Genomic DNA, 16,821 nt, shown 5'->3' with positions numbered 1-16,821 from the left:
TCTACATTACAGAATTATAGCGGAGAGTTTCCGTGGAAGCAAGGATTATTTCGTGAAAAAGTATGTTACATATGTCAATTCCTGTGCTATAATCATTAAGAAACTATATGACATGACAGTTTTAGAGTGGGTGAATGGTATGGTTGAAGGTGATGTCCGCAGAGAAAAGCTGCTGGATATTTTAAAAAACAGTTCGGGGCCGGTTTCCGGAAGTTCCCTTTCCAGACAGCTTGGTGTCAGCCGTCAGGTTATCGTACAGGATATCGCCCTTCTCAGGGCCGGCAATGCGGAAATTTTTGCTACGCCAAAGGGATATATTTTATATACGCAGGGGCCTGCAAAAAAATACCGTCGTTCTTTCATGGTGAACCATACGAAGGAGCAGATTGTGGATGAACTCTCTCTGATCGTGGATAATGGAGGAAAAGTATTAAATGTCATCGTTGCCCACGATGTTTATGGACAGATTCAGGCAGATTTGATCCTGGAAAACAAGGAGGATGTCATGGAGTTTTATGAGCGTATGGGTTCCAGCAAAGCCGGGCCTCTGCTCCAGATTTCCAACGGCATGCATATTCATACGGTAGAGGCATCGTCGGAACGTATTCTGGACAATATCGAGAGAGACCTGAAGGCGCGGGGCTATTTAGTGATACAGTAGAGGAGAGACAGCAATATGAAAGGAATACAGAGATTTTTGTCCCATATATTTATCGACGGATTGAGCGGCATGGGACTCGGACTTTTTTCAACGTTGATCATAGGAACGATCATGAAGCAGGTTGGGGATATGATCGGTGGCGATATCGGGGCCTATATATCTGCTTTTGCTCTGGTGGCTCAGCGGCTGACCGGAGCTGGTATCGGCGTGGGCGTAGCTTATAAATTTAAAGAGTCGGTGTATGTGACTTTGTCTGCGGCAGCGGCGGGAATGATCGGAGCCTATGCCAGTGCCATTTCAGCGGGAACTTTATTTGCGGAAAATGGAGCAATGGTGCTTTCGGGGCCGGGAGAGCCTTTAGGCGCCTTTATTGCGGCTTATATAGGCATTGAACTGGGGCATCTTGTTGCCGGACGGACAAAGATCGATTTGCTTGTGACACCAGCGGTGACGATTTTAACCGGTGGTGTGGTAGGGATTATTGTAGGACCGCCGATTTCCGGCTTTATGTCGTGGCTGGGCGGGATTATTAACTGGGGAACGGAACAGCAGCCGATCGTTATGGGAATTGTCGTTTCTGTAGTGATGGGGATGGTGTTGACATTACCGATCAGTTCGGCGGCTCTGGGAATTATTCTCGGGTTAAACGGTGTGGCTGCCGGAGCGGCAACGATTGGGTGCTGCTGCCAGATGATCGGCTTTGCGGTGATCAGTTATCGGGATAATGGTTTGGGAGGACTTTTATCCCAGGGACTTGGGACGAGCATGCTCCAGGTGCCGAATATTGTTCGGAGACCTTTGATATGGGTTCCGTCCATTTTGTCGTCGGCGCTCCTTGGACCGATCGCCATATCACCGTTGTTCCATATGGTGAACAATGCCACGGGTTCGGGCATGGGAACTTCAGGTCTGGTGGGGTCGATCATGACTTATCAGACGATGGTGGCTATGGAATCACCGGTGCTTGTATTGATAAAAATTATGGTTTTTCATTTTCTTTTACCGGCGGTCGTTACAATGGGGGTTGCCCAGGGTATGCGGAAAATGGGCTATATCCGAAATGGGGATATGAAGTTAAACGTATAGAAGCGAAAGGGGAAACACACAATGAATGAAATCATTAATCAACTGGCTCATGGAGGTGCGTTTATTCTGGCTGCTATCGGCTTCCTGATTTTTTTTCTGACTCAGATCTGGAAAGCTGTTCATGTGGATAAATCCTATGGAGAAAAACTGATCACTGTGAAGCAGCCAAGAAATGAATGGCTGACACTGATATTTATTCTGGCTGTCGGCATTGTTGTTATTATTCGGCTTTTTACGGAGAAAAATACGCCGACTGCGAATATGCCGGAGAGTTACTACTCGGTGCTTACGGGAGCGGTGATTCTCATCGCCGGCCTGTTGTTTTTCCTGGCGGTTCGAACCATCAGCCCGACAAAGATTTTTACGAATGGTATTCTCGTACATGATTATGGCTACGTGCCGTGGAGCGACATTCGGTCGGTAGACAGACTGCCGAAGGGCGGATTTAAGGCATATCTGATCAAACCGCGGCAGTTTAAGGGCAATACCTTTTTGATTCGCTATGATTCTTCCCAGGAAGAACAATTAATTGGTGTTATTCAAAAATATATTTGTTAATGCAAGGAGGCTCCTATGAGGACAGAATCCCATATCTTAATCCATGATATCATTGATGAGCATGAAGAACGGATGGTGAATCTGAAAAAGTTTTATCCGTTTTTCAGACTTTGCGATCATTCTCTGAATCAGTTCAGGGAAGGCCGTTATGAAAGGATTGATATGGGGTATGTCACCATGGCGGTCCTCCGTTTTTTTATTGAGGAAAACAGTTTTAACGACCGAAAAGTAATATACAGAGATTATGAGAACTTTCTTCGGGAGCTTCTTGTTAGAGATTTTGATTTTGAGGAGGATGAAGATGCCTCTGCGGCTCTGATCCAGTACATATTTGATAAGCTGACTAATGAGGGCCGTCCTTTTTATTTTGAATATTATGATCCAAAGAAACGGTGCATGAAGCAGGGAAGGACCCGATTGCTTGAGAGCAGCTATCAGGAGGGAGAAATATGTTACTCCATTTCGTCGGACGGTATTGAGTTCTATCTGGAAACAAAGGAGACGAAGGAGAAGAGCAGGATCAGTATTCAGCAGATTCTGCTGGAAAAAATGATTTGTTCGAAAAATTTCCGCGGCGGCGTGGATGTGATTCGCCGGATCAACAGTGAAGTTACCCGGCTGATGCTGCAACAAGGCGAGATCGTCACATTGCTCAGCCATAATATTTTTGAGGGCATGGAGGCGTTGGAAACATTTTCTAAAAAAGGACTTCAATGGTTTGACGAGGAACAGAAGCTCTTTGATACCAATCTGGAACTGGTAAAAAAGGCGCTTCTAAGAGCCAGGGAGGAACATTATCAGCCCCAGACTATGGAGGAGATTTACTATCTGAATCAGGAATTGAAAAAGGCGATGGACCGTCATGAGGCCTTGCTGAAAACCTGCACAAATCTTCAGGTTCAGGCGGACGAGATGATGCTGAAGGCGAAACGGAGTCGTTTTCGGCGTACGATGGATTTTTCGGATTTGCTCCGAAAAGCTATGGAAAAGGATGATATCCGGCTGCTGGAGGCCATGACATCACCACTATTTGGATTGAAAATTCGAAAAACTTTTCAGTTCGGACGGCTGGAAGATTTAATGACCTGTCGCTCGGAGGATGAAGAGACAGGGGAGGCGATTCCGGCCGGTGATGAAGAAACTTATGTTTTTGAGGATGAGACAGAAGAAGTGCGAATCCGTCATAATCATCGGTTGCTTTTGAAGATTTTGTTTGATCTGCTTTTGCAGAGAAAGAGCCTGACTCTGTCCGAACTTCACTATTTTTATGTCATGAAATTTACGGATACGATTCTCAGGAATGGGGATTATTATGCCTTTCTGGTGCATCTGAGCCAGAAGGATTATTATGACCTGGCCCATATTCGTGATGATCCGGATACATTTTTGGAAGAAGTCATGGCCGAACTGGTGCGCGGGAATCGGGATAAAGAATATGAGGATTTGAAATTTATACTGGAATTTTTGCCGGAGGAGAGAATCGATCTTGGGGAACGGGGCTATTTGACAAATATACGATTTGAAAGGCAGGGAATGTGATGGACCATGGAAATCTGGATAAAGCAATGGAAATATTTACGCTGCTCATTGTAGGGGAAGAAGTCAGCAGTGCCCAACATGTGGATTTATATGAGGCTTATCAGAATAACAGTGAGGTCTATGATATTCTCATGTCTATTTTAAAGAAATCCAATCTGAGCCTTTATGAATTTGGCAGCAGCCTGTATGTGACGGCCGGAGACGGTAACCGGGTTTTTGGTTTTACCAATGATGAATTAAAGCGGGTCATCGGTCTGCGTCTGAACCGGGAATTATATCTGGCCTATTTTATTATCTATAATATTATTCTTTTATTTTATCAGGATTCGGGAACCTTTTCCTACACGGATTATGTACGGTGTGAAGAAGTTATTACCCAGACGGACAGTTCGATGCAGAAGGCGTTGAAGGCGCTGCATGGACAGGCATTAAATGCGGTGGAAGAAAACAGTTTCCAGACGCTGGCATCGCTGTGGGAGGACATGCCGCTTGTTCCGTCAAATGAAGATATGGCGTCATTGAAAGCAGCCAGAGGCTCTAAGACCGGATTTGTAAAGCTTGTTTTTAACTTTCTCGTTTCCCAGGATTTATTTTTCGAATCCCAGGGACGGTACTATGTGAAACCGCGGTTTCGTGCCCTGGCAGAGAATTATTACGAGGAGAACCGGGGGCGTTTGTACAGCATTGTAACAGGAGGGGATAGAGATGCCTCATATTAATCGGATTCGTGTGAATAATGTGAAATATAATTTCGGAACCCAGTTTTATGATGATTTTATTCTTCGGTTCGACGGCAGGAATGCCCTTTATGATCTGGCCAACGGCGGAGGCAAAAGTGTTTTAATGCTGCTGTTGTTTCAGAATCTGATACCCAATTGTACATTGGATGATAAGCAGCCCATTGAAAAGTTGTTCCGTACAGAACAGGGAAGTAAGACAATTCACTCATTGATTGAGTGGAAACTGGACGACCGGTTCATTCATGACGGATATAAATATATGTTGACGGGCTTCTGTGCCCGGAAGGCCCGGGAAGAGCTTCGGGAGACAGCGTCCATTGAATATTTCAATTACGTTTTATTTTATCGGGGGTACAATGACAATGATCTGGTCAATCTGCCGTTAAGCGACGGAAAAGAGCGGGTGACCTATACCGGATTAAAGTCCTATTTAAAGGAACTTGGCCGACGGGATATGGGAATTGAGGTTCATATTTTTGAGCGGAAGGGCGAATATCAGCGCTTCATCAGCAGTTATGGCCTTTATGAAAGTCATTGGGAGATTCTGCGGGGAATTAATAAGACCGAAGGCCATGTACGGACCTATTTTGAAAATCGATACAAAACAACCCGAAGAGTGGTGGAGGACCTGCTGATTGAAGAGGTCATCCAGCGGGCTTTTCAACAGAATGGCAAAACAGATGGGGATATGGCGGATACCCTGATTCAGATTAAAGATAAGCTGGCGGAACTGGCCAGCCGTAAGGAAGAGATGGGCTATTATGACCGCCAGGCAGAGATCTTAGAAGGTTTTTCCAGTCGCGTGGAATTGTTGAAAAAGGTTTATGCTGAAAAAGAAGCACTGGATACGGATATGATACGCGCTTATCATACAGTGACCGGGATAAACCGGAAGAAGGAGAAAGAACTGGCAGTTTGTCAGAAGGAAAAAGAGCATGCGGAGAAACATATCCGGGAGATTTCCAGAAAACTGGATACATTAAAGATTCAGGAAAGTCAGGAGCATTTAAAATGGCTGGAAGCGGATACGGAAAAATATGCGGCCGGTCTGGAACAGATGAAGCAGACCCTGAGCAAGAAGGAACAGGCATTGGCTCTGGCAGAAAGTGTGAAGGACTATGCCGATTATCTTCAGGTGAAGAAAAAATGGGAAACTTTGAAGATATTTTTATCTCAGGATAAAAATGATAGTGAAGGGCTTCTGGAAGAGCTGCAGCGACTGGCACGAATACGGTTTGCACTGAATCAGGAAGAACGACAGCTCTTAAATAAAAAAGTGTGGTCAGTGGAAAAAGCGGCCGGGGAGACGGCGGGATTACTGGCGGAAGCTCAGGAAAAGGAGCGCCAGATGTTTAGTGAAGGTGCGGTCTTACAAAGCCAGATGAAGGAAATATCGGGTTTTGAAAATGAAGGCAATAGGCAGTATCGTCTTCTCTGCAAAAAGGTACCCGTATTATTTATGGAGAACATTGGCCGAACGCTGAGGGAAAAGAAACAGCAGCGCGGGGCGAATGAATTGAAATATCGGGAATTGATGAATCTTCAGACGATGCAGGAGACTGAGATTCAGCGGCTGACGCTCGAGCAGGAAGACCATTTGCGGAGAAGAAAATATCTGGAAGCAGAAAAAGCAGATGTCAAAGTATTTATGGACAGCTATGCCCGGGAAAAAGAAAAACGGGATAAACTGGTTCGGATTTATCGTGCCGATGACGGGGAGTCGTTGATGGAACTGATCGATCGTCAGATTCGAAAGGTTATTCTGGACGGTGAGTTGAAGCGCAGAGAGATCGAACGGCTGAAAAAACAGCTGGATAATTTCCGGCAGGGAAGTCCGGCTGTACCGAGTGCGGCGGTGGAGACTGTAATTGAATACATACGACGATGCCATGGATTAAAATGTATATTCGGCGGAGATTACCTGAAAAATATCGATGATTATGATCGGAAAATACTGTTAGAGCGAATTCCATTCCTGCCGGAGGCCGTTATTCTGGAAAGTGGTCTGTCTAAAATAAAAGAAGATCGGGTTCTGCTTGAAATGGACTTGGGAGACGGGCTTGTACCTGTAATTTCTCTGGCACAGGTCATGCGCCAGGAGGAGGTGGTGACCGGGGAAGAAATTCTCTTCTTGTCACAAAATCCGGAATGGTATAAAGATGCTGCGCTGCGCCAGGAGGCCGGTGAACGGCTGGAGAAGATTTTGGAAGAGAACAGGAACACTCTTGAACGACTGAAAGACCGGGAACGGACGATGGATGCCGACAGGAAATATATGGCCGGTTTTGAACTGAATTACCGGCAGCATTATGCAAAACGGGCGGAACGCCAGAGAAAGATTGAAGAAGAACTGGCAGTTCTCGAAGAAAAAACAGGGCAGAACGAGGCGGCCTTAAAGGCGTGTGAGACAAGCAGGGATGAGGCCGTAGAGTCTTTAAAGAAGGTGAATGAGGAAAATCAGGCGTTAGATGAAGATATTGATGTGCTGGAACAGATGAAGGCCATTGATGAGCGGCTGACAACCCTGCAGGAGAAGAAACGGCAGTTGGAGACGGCGATTCAGGAGAATGAAAATCAGCAGAAACAGGCCGGGGATAAGCTGCAGTGGGCCAGGGAAACCGGTGAAGCGCTGGCAGCACAGAAAAGAACGCTTCGTGAAGCGCTGGAACAGATGGAGAACCAGTGGCATTCTCTGTATGAGACCTATTATGTGCCGGGGGAGACAGGAGAAAATAATCTGACGGGAGAGGCTCTTGATGTGCGTTTTAAAGCATTGAAAGAATCCTATGAAAAAGAACATTCGGATCTGGAAGATAAGAAACAGCTTTTGGAGAGTTATCAGCAGATGATGGATACAACAATGCGCATGATCCAGAAGCGGGGTGTGGAAACAACATTGCTGGAAACAATGGCAAAGGAACGACGCCTGATACCGTTGGATGCGGCAGCTTTTGAAACAATGGAGCAGGAGCTGTCTTCGCTGAAAGCAGAAATAGAGCGTCAGGCCGATACCCTTTTTCAATTCCGGGAGGATAAGAATAAGCTTTTCGGAAGTGTGGCTCATGGTGTCAGTACCATTGAGGAAAAATATGGAGCATTTCAGCGTGTGGAGATGCCATATGTGGATTATGCCGCATTTATGGAACAGCAGCGTCAGGCGTTGACTGAGATGAAAGAAAAATATCAGAAAACGGAAGACAGTATCCAGAATGCCTATAGAGATCTGAGGGCATACGATGATATAAAGCGGGATTTGGAGCGGACCATCCGCAATGAAAACCTTCGTTTTAACCGGACGAAAGAAACTTATGGAATGGATGTGGATATTCGCAGAAAACATCGGGAAATCAATGAAAAATACCAACGGCTGCGTACTGAAATTCAAAGGAAGCGGGAAGGCTTCGAGCGGGACAAGGAAAAGACCGTTGAGAGCCTGAACCTGCTTTCTGCCTCTGAATTATCGGAGGCCATTCGGACGGAGACCGGTATCCCGACGACAGCCTCGGAGGCCGGAGAGTTGATGGGCCAATTGGCGGAGACGGCACAGATTGTCCGTCTTGAAAAGGAACGCATCGAGAAAACCATCCGGGATATGGTCCAGATCAAGGAAAAATTTGAAAGGCAGTGTCTGCAGCGGTGTGTCAGCATTAAGGCCGAACTGGAGCGATTTCCGGTCTATTCCCGTATTGTGCTGGACGGTAAGCAGATTCCGACGGTCATGCTGCAGATTCCGTATGTTAAAGAAGAAATGTATGCACAACGCATGTCGGAATACATTGACGATATTGTAGCCAGGACGGACGCCTATAGCACCCAGGAGGAGCGGGTGGCTTACATCCGTCAGCAGCTTTCCTGGAAGCGGTTGTTCTCGGTCATTGTTACCGATATGAACAGTATTCGTTTAAAGCTTTATAAACGGGAACGGGTGAAAGAACAGAGCCGCTATCTGAAATATGAAGAGGCTGTGGGAAGTACGGGACAGTCCCAGGGAATCTACATCCAGTTTTTGATCGGTGTGATCAATTACATTTCCATGGTATATTCCGGTGGCGGAGACGGCTCGGATCTGAAGAAAGTTATCTTTATTGATAATCCTTTTGGTGCGGCCAAGGATATTTATATCTGGCAGCCAATCTTTGAACTGCTTCGGAAAAACCATGTTCAACTGATCGTACCGACCCGGGGAGCCACACCGGCCATTACGGGTAAATTCGACATCAATTATATTTTGGGACAGAAGATGATTGATAAGATGCAGCAGACCGTTGTTGTGGATTACAGTTCGAATGTGGATGTAGCTTCGATGGAATACGAGAAGCTGGAATTTGAACAGGAAGTTTTTGATTTTATTTGAAACAATGCCGGGGCCTTGTGGAGATATAAGGGCCTCGGCATTTTTATGTGATGTGGAAATTAACTGAAAAATATGAAAATTAAAACAGTAAAAACAGATAAATAAAGCTATATATAATAAAATGAAAAATAAATTAAAATATTTTTAAAAAATGTATTGACAAATGAAAGCGTCATGATTATAATATAGACATAAACAAACAAAGAAGTAATAAAAATAAGGGGTGAGTCCAATGAAATAGTAAATGCTCAATAATTCAGATGATTATATTCTTTGCGAGAAGGTAAAAATTTAAGAAGCCGATGATTTGTAAATAGCAGAAGAATATTTACAGGTTGTTGAAGAACTTAAGAAAAAATAAAAATTGATCGTAATTATTAAAGAGTCCAGATACAAGTCAGTATATGATAGAAAATTCGGAGATAGCCTGGAAGAAGTTCATCAATTATAAGTAATCATCTAATTATTGTAAGAACAAGATAAGTTGCATAAGTAGCAAAGAAGTTGATTGTAAAAATACTCCGATGAATATAAAATAAAAAAGTTAAATGATTTAGGTATTATTATTATAAATTAAGATATACCAAAAAAATTAAATAGTGAGATGAATATATTATAATTGATATGAAGTATATATCAAGTTATAGTAGGAAAGGAATTCAAGTATGATTGAACCAGTTCATTGTTAAGCAGCCGTTCTTATCAGGAAGACGATAGGGCGGCTGCTTTTTCGTGCCAGGGCAAATGGCCACGGTCTTATCAACTATTGTCAAGAAATTTCAAGTATGTTAAAATTATTTTGGGTAATTATTGCATATAGTTGTAAGGAGATGAAACCGTGGAAAAATTTAATGAAGCTGATTTAATGAAAGAAATCAAGAGTTGTACATATGATCAGGACTATGTGACAGCGGTAAAGCTTGCTGAAAAGCTGGATTTAAATAAAATGAAAAACGTATCTTCCCTGTGTTTGCTGGGTGAGATATTTTTACATGAAGGCGAAAATGATCTGGCAGAAAAAGTTTTGTTAAAAGCTTATGAAAAAATGCCGAAGGGACGCCGGGCGTTGGATCTGCTTACCAGCCTGTATATTGAAAAGGGAAGCTATTCAGAAGCGGAATATTACTATAAAGAGTTTATTTCTGTGGCGTCAAGAGATCTGCACCGGTATATTCTCCGATATCGGCTGGACAAGGGAAAGGGTGAGCGGACGTCCGTGCTCATCCATACTCTGGAACAGCTAAAAGATTATGAATATATTGAGGAATGGGCGTATGAGTTGGCGAAGCTTTATCATGAAGCCGGTGAAGATAAAAAATGTATTCGAGAGTGTGATGAAATTATCTTGTGGTTTGGTCATGGTGAATATGTGGACATGGCCAATGCACTTAAAGCAGAAGTCAACGGTGGCAGAGGTACCGGTGACCCGGGACCGGATATGCATCAGACAGTAGGTGCGACTTATATGTTTGATTCAGAAGGACTTTTGGAGCGCAGCGGCCTGAATGTTCCGTTGAATGTGGATGAATATATGAAGGATGATGACGAGTATTCAGATGTCTATGATCTGGAAGAAGGCGGACGTACGGAAGCGATGGCAGTGGAGGCAAAGACGAAAACGGAAGAGAATCTTCTGGCTGCGGCAGTAGCGGAGTCTTCCGGGTCAGACGAAAAAGTAATAACTGAGGAGCCAAAAGTGGCAATCCAGGAGCCGGAGGTACCAGTTCAGAAGCCGGAGGAAAAAAGAACAGATATGGGAGCGACCATGGTTCTTGACTCAGCGGTAATTGCAGCAAAGGCAGCAGCAATTCTGGCTGGAAAAGATGAAGATGAGGAAGAGGACGAAATAATTTCAGAAGCCGATTCGGATGTGAACCAACAGGATTTTATTGCAAGAATCCAGAGAAATGTTGAGAACAGCAGACCTGCTGGTCATCCGGTGGAGAAGGAGGATTTTAGCAGCCGCATGCGTATGGTAACGCCGGAGGATATTACCGGAGAAGCAGAAGAGGATGAAGTTATTGAAAATAAGCTGGATCAGACGGCTCTGGATTTATTCTTTGGAGGAGAAACGGTAGCGAAAAACGTGTCGGAAAGTCCAAAAGAGATAAAAGTTGAGCCAGAAGCGGATACGGCAGCCGAGACACATCCGGAAGCGCCGGAGGAAACCGTTGCAGAAGTGGAAAAGAAGGAGGCAGCATCGGCTGAGGACGAAGATGAAATTGTCATGGAGGATATACCGGTGCCGGATACGGTTCTGGATATTTTCTCTACGGCGGTTGATATTAAGAATGTTAAAAAACAGCTGGCGGAAACATTTACAAAGCTGGAATCTTCACTTCTTGAAAAAGAAGATATTCTGGCACCATATGATATTAATTTTGTTGTATCCGGCACGGATGAAAGCATGAAGTCACAGATTTCCATCGGTATTGCCAAAGCACTGAATACTTATGGTATGTGCGATAAAGGAAAGATCGTTCGGGCTACATCTGAAGAACTGAATAATATGGATTTTTCGCCGGTATTTGAAAAAATATCCGGAGGCTGTCTGATTATCAGCGGCGCGGGAAGATTGGATGAAAAGTCGGTTAATATTATTTCGGATTATGTAAATCAGGACGAACAGAAGGTTGCGATCGTACTTGAAGATTCGGAATCGGATCTTCACGGATTGTGGAAAAAGTATCCGAAGCTGCGTTCCCGATTCCTGAATGTCATCAATATTTCAAAATATGATGAAAGTGAGCTGGTGAAGCTGGCCGAATCCTATGCAAAACGGCGTGGTTATGAAATTTCGGAGGAAGTCCGAATGGTAACTCTTCGGGAAATTTTTGAAAAACGAACGATAACCGGGGAAGACGTGAACTATGAAGATGTTATGGCTGTCATTGATGAGGCTGTTGTCAATCTGGAAAAACGTAATATGAAAAACTTATTTATGACAGTGCTGGATAATGCATATAAAGAGGCAAGTATGTTTACATTACTTCCGGAGGATTTTGACTGATGCTATTCGAAGACAGAATATTTTATCATATTTATCCCCTGGGATTATGCGGTGCACCGGAACGCAATGACTCGGCGATGCCTTTTCAGGAGGGGGCGGATCCATTTTTTGCCGTTGGAGAGGAATGGGTGGAGCATATAAAGGAACTGGGATGCAATGCGGTTTATATCGGACCGTTGTTTGAATCGACCAGTCACGGATATGACACAAGGGACTATCGTCAGGTGGACCGCCGCCTTGGAAATAACGCCGGATTTCGACAGTGGGTGGATGCCTGTCATGAGCGGGAAATAAAAGTCGTTGTGGACGGCGTATTTAATCATACTGGCAGAGAATTTCCGGCATTTAAAAATCTTCAGGAACAGAAATGGGATTCATGGGGAAAGGACTGGTATTGCCAGGTGAATTTTGACGGCACCAGCCCCCTGGGAGACCCATTCTGGTATGAATCCTGGCGAGGATATCCGGAACTGCCCCGATTAAATGTCTGGAACCCCCAGGTCACAGACGAATTGATGTCGGTGGTATGTTTTTGGATTGAGAATTTTGATATTGATGGTATACGTCTGGATTGTGCCGACGTACTGGATTTTGAATTTATGCGCCGTCTCCGTAAAGAGACGGAGCGATTGAAGCCGGATTTCTGGCTGATGGGGGAGGTCATTCACGGGGATTACAGCCGATGGGTGGCTCCGGGAATGCTTCACTCTGTGACAAATTATGAGCTGCATAAGGGTATTTATTCGGCTCATAACAGCCATAATTATTTTGAGATGGCCCACACGCTGCGCCGTCTCTTTGGAGAATATGGACTGTGCAGGGATGCGGTCTTATATAATTTTGTAGATAATCATGACGTAGACCGGATTATCGATAAGCTGGCGGTTCCGGAGGACTTATTTCCAGTATATATGTTTTTGTTTACGATTCAGGGAATTCCGTCGATTTATTATGGTTCGGAGTTCGGAATCCACGGACAGAAGGTGAACGGCAGCGATGCGCCGTTGAGACCGAAACTGGTGCTTTCCGAGATGGAAGAAACGGATTTGACCCGATGGATTCGAACACTGGCTCAGATACGTTCTTCCAGAAAGGAACTGATTTATGGAGAGTATGTCGAATTACTGCTGACAAATCGCCAATATGTATACGGCCGCCGCTTTGAGGGTGATGCTTGTATCGTGGCTTTAAATAATGACGATTCGGAAGCCAGTGTGGATATCAATCTTCCGATATCGGGCAGCAGCATCTGCGATTTAATGTCGGGACAGGTACTTCCGGCGGAAAGTGGACGGGTGCATATGGTCCTTCAAGGACATGAAGGCCGAATTTACCAAGTGAAATGAGGGGTTTATATGGAACATAGAATTACGGGATTTGACAATTATCTGTTCAAAGCCGGACGACATTATGAAATTTATGAAAAGTTGGGAGCCCATCTGGCGGAAGAGGACGGGGAAGCCGGGACGTATTTTGCTGTATGGGCACCGAATGCGGCCGGGGTTTCGGTTGTCGGTGACTTTAATGGCTGGAATATTGATAAAAATCCAATGGATTCGGTGGAGGGACTTGGAATTTATGACACCTTTGTTCCAGGGGTAGGTAAAGGCGAACTTTACAAATATGTGATCCGGACCCAGTCCGGGGATATTCTTTATAAAGCGGATCCCTATGGAAATCTGTGTCAGGTGAGACCGGAAAATGCATCGGTCGTCACAGATATCCGGGATTATCATTGGACGGATGATTCGTGGGAGGCAGCCAAGAAAAAGCCCCATGAGACAAATCGGCCGATGGCTGTTTATGAAGTCCATCTCGGTTCATGGAAAAAGAGTTTTGATGGGGCAAACCATGGTTTTGTCGGCTACCGTCAGTTGGCAAAGGAATTGGCCGAATATGTAAATTATATGGGGTATACCCATGTGGAATTAATCGGTATTGCCGAGCATCCGTTGGATGCATCCTGGGGGTACCAGGTGACAGGTTATTATGCGCCGACTTCCCGTTATGGGACCCCAGAGGATTTTATGTATTTTATTGATTATATGCACAGCCAGGGCATCGGAGTTATTTTGGATTGGGTTCCTGCCCACTTCCCAAAGGATGAGCATGGTCTGGCCCGTTTTGACGGAATGGCCTTATATGAACATCCGGATCCACGCCGGGGCGAACATCCGGATTGGGGAACCTATATCTTTAATTACCATCGGCCGGAGGTCAGCAATTTCCTTGTGGCCAATGCACTGTTCTGGCTGGAAAAGTTCCATGTGGATGGTCTCAGAGTGGATGCGGTGGCTTCAATGCTTTATCTGGATTACGGCCGTCAGGATGGTCAGTGGGTGCCGAATGATGAAGGCGGCCGTGAGAATAAAGAGGCGGTGGAATTTTTAAAACATTTAAATTCAATCATTCACCAGAGATGTCCGGGGGCGATGATGATCGCGGAGGAATCCACGGCCTGGCCGATGGTGACGGAAATACCGGAAAACGGAGGGCTTGGATTTACTTATAAATGGAATATGGGCTGGATGAATGACTTTTTGGAATACATGAAGGTCGACCCATTTTTCCGTAAATATGACCACCACAAGCTGACGTTCAGCTTTGCCTATGCCTACAGTGAAAAATATATTCTTGTGCTGTCTCATGATGAGGTTGTACATATGAAGGGGTCCATGATTGGTAAAATGCCGGGAGAGATGAAGGATAAATTTGGAAATCTTCGTGTGGCCTACGGATTTATGACAGCTCATCCGGGAAAGAAACTATTGTTTATGGGACAGGATTTTGCCCAGATTCGGGAATGGAGTGAAGAAAGAAGTATTGACTGGTTCCTTTTGGACAATGAGCCGGCCCATCGGGAACTGAACAATTATTACAGAGATTTACTTCATTTTTACAGAAGCCAGTCGGCGTTGTATGAACTGGATGATGAAAAAGCCGGATTTATGTGGATTAACGGCGGTGATACAGAGCGCAATATGATCACCTTCTGTCGGATGACAAAGAGCGGCAAAAATTGTCTGTTGTTCCATTTTAATTTTTCGCCGGTGGTTTATAAAGGGTTCCGCTCCGGCGTGCCATGTCCGGGAATCTATACGGAGATTTTCAATAACAGCCGAAAAGTCTATGGCGGGGAGGAGATGCTGAATGAAGCTCCGATTCATTCGGAGCCAATCGAATGGGATTATCAGGACAATTCCATACAATACGATTTGCCGGCCTTCGGAATGGTCGCATTCTGTTTTGACTATGTTCCTCCAAAAAAATCACAGACCAAAGGAAGCAGGGCAAGAAAATCTTACCTGCGTAAGTCGGCCGCAAAGAGAACAAGAACCGAAAGTAAAAAAGGAACAGCCAAAAAGACTGGGCGAAAAAAAGTGAAAAAGTAATAAAGGACCTGTATCCCATGGGGGCAGGCATAAAAAATAAGACAAGAGCGTATGATTTAATAATCAATGATTTTGGGTGAGACGATGACACAGAATCAACTGTTAATGACGATTATTATTCTAAGCTCTTGTTTTTTTATTGGAAGTCTTATATTCCAGCAGGGGCGCTGTGTACTGACGGGGCTTTTTCGGGGAATTGCAGGAATGGTGGTGATAGGACTGGCAAATATTATTTTTGGCAGTTTTGGCATTTTTGTACCGGTGGGAATGAACCTGGTCAATTTTGCTGTCGCCGCACTTCTTGGAATTCCGGGAATCGTTGCCCTGTATGGCATTGGATTTTGGCAGATATTTCATTGACAAATATCTGCGGCAAAGAACGAGAGGTGATTAACTTCGATAAAACCTTATGTTGCATGGACAAATATATCGTATTTTCAAGTCGAAAAAAGCTGAAAGCCTTCGAAGGATTGGTAGCTTCGAAGGCTTTACAAAGCAGATATTCATGTATATAATTGACTTATCCATTCAATTCTGAATAAAAATTCCAATTATTGTATCAAAATAGTATATAGATGTCATCTCTGAACAGGGAGGAACGTATGGTTTACGGACACATGTGTATATGTGATGTTGAGCTGTTATATTTAAGACGGCTGGCAGCATATTTGAGGCGGCATCCCGGGTTTTTGTGGCGGATTAAAACCTATACGGATTTGGGAGCATGTCTTAAAGAAATGCCGGAGGTATTGCTGGTTTCAGGACAGGCTTTGACGGAATACGGAAGTAGAGAAGGAGATGAATGCCTTTTAGAAATTGTCGGGTGTCAGATTATTTTGCTGAAAGACGACAGTGGGTATGACGGGGCCTGGCCGGTGATTGATAAATATCAGTCGGCGAAAAAGCTTTATGAAGATCTGTTGGAAATATTCGGCGAGGAAGCAGTCGAAGATACGGAGGTCATTGGCATTTATGGCCCGGCCAGTGGGCCGGAGGCGGAGCGTCTGGCGGTGGAAAAGGCGAGAGAAAGATTGAAAAACGGGGAGGTGCTGCTTATATCATTGGCGGAATTTTCCACATTCCCGGTGGAAAATTCGGATCAAAATGGCTTGGGTGAATGGTTTTATTATCATATGCAGAAACAGGAGGAAAGAAAGCGAATCAGTGATTGGGTGTATTCAGAGGGCGACATGGACTATCTCAGGGGATTTCGGACAGTGTATGACCGCATGGAGGTGAAATTGGAAGCGTGGCATTATTTTTATATGGATACCTTGAGAAAAAGCAGGTACGGAACGGTCATTCTTGTGTTTGAGCGGATGCCTGAATATATGGAGCTTTTTATGTGGTGTGACCGGATTTACGTACAGTGGGGTCAGGATGGTTTTGGAGATTTTAGGAAACGGGAATTTGAAAAGATGACAGCTTATATGGGAATGAACGGGTTGATGGAGAAAATGATGGAAGAATAAGGGAGAAAG

11 protein-coding genes are annotated in these 16,821 nt (G+C 44.6%); all 11 read left to right on the top strand.

The window, feature by feature from the left end:
• Positions 1-112 precede the first annotated feature (112 nt).
• The 11 genes from EV212_RS07605 to EV212_RS07555 all read left to right on the top strand — a co-directional run bounded on the left by EV212_RS07605 (position 113) and on the right by EV212_RS07555 (position 16,812).
• On the top strand, positions 113-661 hold the full coding sequence (locus EV212_RS07605; RefSeq protein ID WP_243115504.1) for a transcription repressor NadR: 549 nt from the start codon (positions 113-115) through the stop codon (positions 659-661).
• Positions 662-676: 15 nt separating this feature from the next.
• Positions 677-1,747 (top strand): PTS transporter subunit IIC, encoded by a 1,071-nt coding sequence (locus EV212_RS07600; RefSeq protein WP_132091272.1) that lies wholly within the window; start codon positions 677-679, stop codon positions 1,745-1,747.
• Positions 1,748-1,768: 21 nt separating this feature from the next.
• On the top strand, positions 1,769-2,305 hold the full coding sequence (locus EV212_RS07595) for a hypothetical protein (RefSeq protein WP_132091269.1): 537 nt from the start codon (positions 1,769-1,771) through the stop codon (positions 2,303-2,305).
• 15 nt (positions 2,306-2,320) lie between these two features.
• Positions 2,321-3,844 carry a hypothetical protein gene (locus tag EV212_RS07590; protein WP_132091266.1) on the top strand — a complete coding sequence of 508 codons (1,524 nt, stop codon included), beginning with the start codon at positions 2,321-2,323 and terminating at the stop codon, positions 3,842-3,844.
• Complete coding sequence (locus EV212_RS07585; protein WP_132091263.1) at positions 3,844-4,563, top strand: DUF6063 family protein; 720 nt, start codon at positions 3,844-3,846, stop codon at positions 4,561-4,563. Before EV212_RS07590 ends, EV212_RS07585 begins: the two co-directional genes overlap by 1 nt.
• Positions 4,550-8,938 (top strand): coiled-coil domain-containing protein, encoded by a 4,389-nt coding sequence (locus tag EV212_RS07580; RefSeq protein ID WP_132091260.1) that lies wholly within the window; start codon positions 4,550-4,552, stop codon positions 8,936-8,938. Before EV212_RS07585 ends, EV212_RS07580 begins: the two co-directional genes overlap by 14 nt.
• A gap of 838 nt (positions 8,939-9,776) precedes the next feature.
• A complete protein-coding gene (locus EV212_RS07575) occupies positions 9,777-11,948 on the top strand; it encodes a tetratricopeptide repeat protein (RefSeq protein WP_132091257.1) in 2,172 nt (723 codons plus the stop codon).
• Positions 11,948-13,294, top strand: a complete 1,347-nt coding sequence (locus tag EV212_RS07570) for an alpha-amylase family glycosyl hydrolase (protein WP_132091255.1) — start codon at positions 11,948-11,950, stop codon at positions 13,292-13,294. The genes EV212_RS07575 and EV212_RS07570 overlap by 1 nt, the downstream gene beginning before the upstream one ends.
• A 9-nt stretch (positions 13,295-13,303) precedes the next feature.
• On the top strand, positions 13,304-15,340 hold the full coding sequence (gene glgB / locus EV212_RS07565; RefSeq protein ID WP_132091252.1) for a 1,4-alpha-glucan branching protein GlgB: 2,037 nt from the start codon (positions 13,304-13,306) through the stop codon (positions 15,338-15,340).
• A 66-nt stretch (positions 15,341-15,406) separates the two neighbouring features.
• On the top strand, positions 15,407-15,700 hold the full coding sequence (locus EV212_RS07560) for a pro-sigmaK processing inhibitor BofA family protein (protein WP_132091248.1): 294 nt from the start codon (positions 15,407-15,409) through the stop codon (positions 15,698-15,700).
• Positions 15,701-15,942: 242 nt separating this feature from the next.
• Entirely contained in the window at positions 15,943-16,812 is an 870-nt protein-coding gene (locus EV212_RS07555; protein WP_132091245.1) for a hypothetical protein, read from the top strand.
• Positions 16,813-16,821: the final 9 nt, after the last annotated feature.

Source organism: Frisingicoccus caecimuris (assembly GCF_004340975.1).
Lineage (GTDB): Bacteria > Bacillota > Clostridia > Lachnospirales > Lachnospiraceae > Frisingicoccus > Frisingicoccus caecimuris.
The sequence above is the reverse complement of the archived record's forward strand: the minus strand, read 5'-3'. Positions and strand labels throughout refer to the sequence as shown.

Excerpts from the sequence above, each read along its gene's own strand:
- EV212_RS07590 (WP_132091266.1), top strand. The coding sequence starts at position 2,321 with ATGAGGACAGAATCCCATATCTTAATCCATGATATCATTGATGAGCAT.
- EV212_RS07585 (WP_132091263.1), top strand. The coding sequence starts at position 3,844 with ATGGACCATGGAAATCTGGATAAAGCAATGGAAATATTTACGCTGCTC.
- glgB (WP_132091252.1), top strand. The coding sequence starts at position 13,304 with ATGGAACATAGAATTACGGGATTTGACAATTATCTGTTCAAAGCCGGA.
- EV212_RS07600 (WP_132091272.1), top strand. The coding sequence starts at position 677 with ATGAAAGGAATACAGAGATTTTTGTCCCATATATTTATCGACGGATTG.
- EV212_RS07595 (WP_132091269.1), top strand. The coding sequence starts at position 1,769 with ATGAATGAAATCATTAATCAACTGGCTCATGGAGGTGCGTTTATTCTG.
- EV212_RS07580 (WP_132091260.1), top strand. The coding sequence starts at position 4,550 with ATGCCTCATATTAATCGGATTCGTGTGAATAATGTGAAATATAATTTC.
- EV212_RS07570 (WP_132091255.1), top strand. The coding sequence starts at position 11,948 with ATGCTATTCGAAGACAGAATATTTTATCATATTTATCCCCTGGGATTA.
- EV212_RS07555 (WP_132091245.1), top strand. The coding sequence starts at position 15,943 with ATGGTTTACGGACACATGTGTATATGTGATGTTGAGCTGTTATATTTA.
- EV212_RS07605 (WP_243115504.1), top strand. The coding sequence starts at position 113 with ATGACAGTTTTAGAGTGGGTGAATGGTATGGTTGAAGGTGATGTCCGC.
- EV212_RS07560 (WP_132091248.1), top strand. The coding sequence starts at position 15,407 with ATGATTTTGGGTGAGACGATGACACAGAATCAACTGTTAATGACGATT.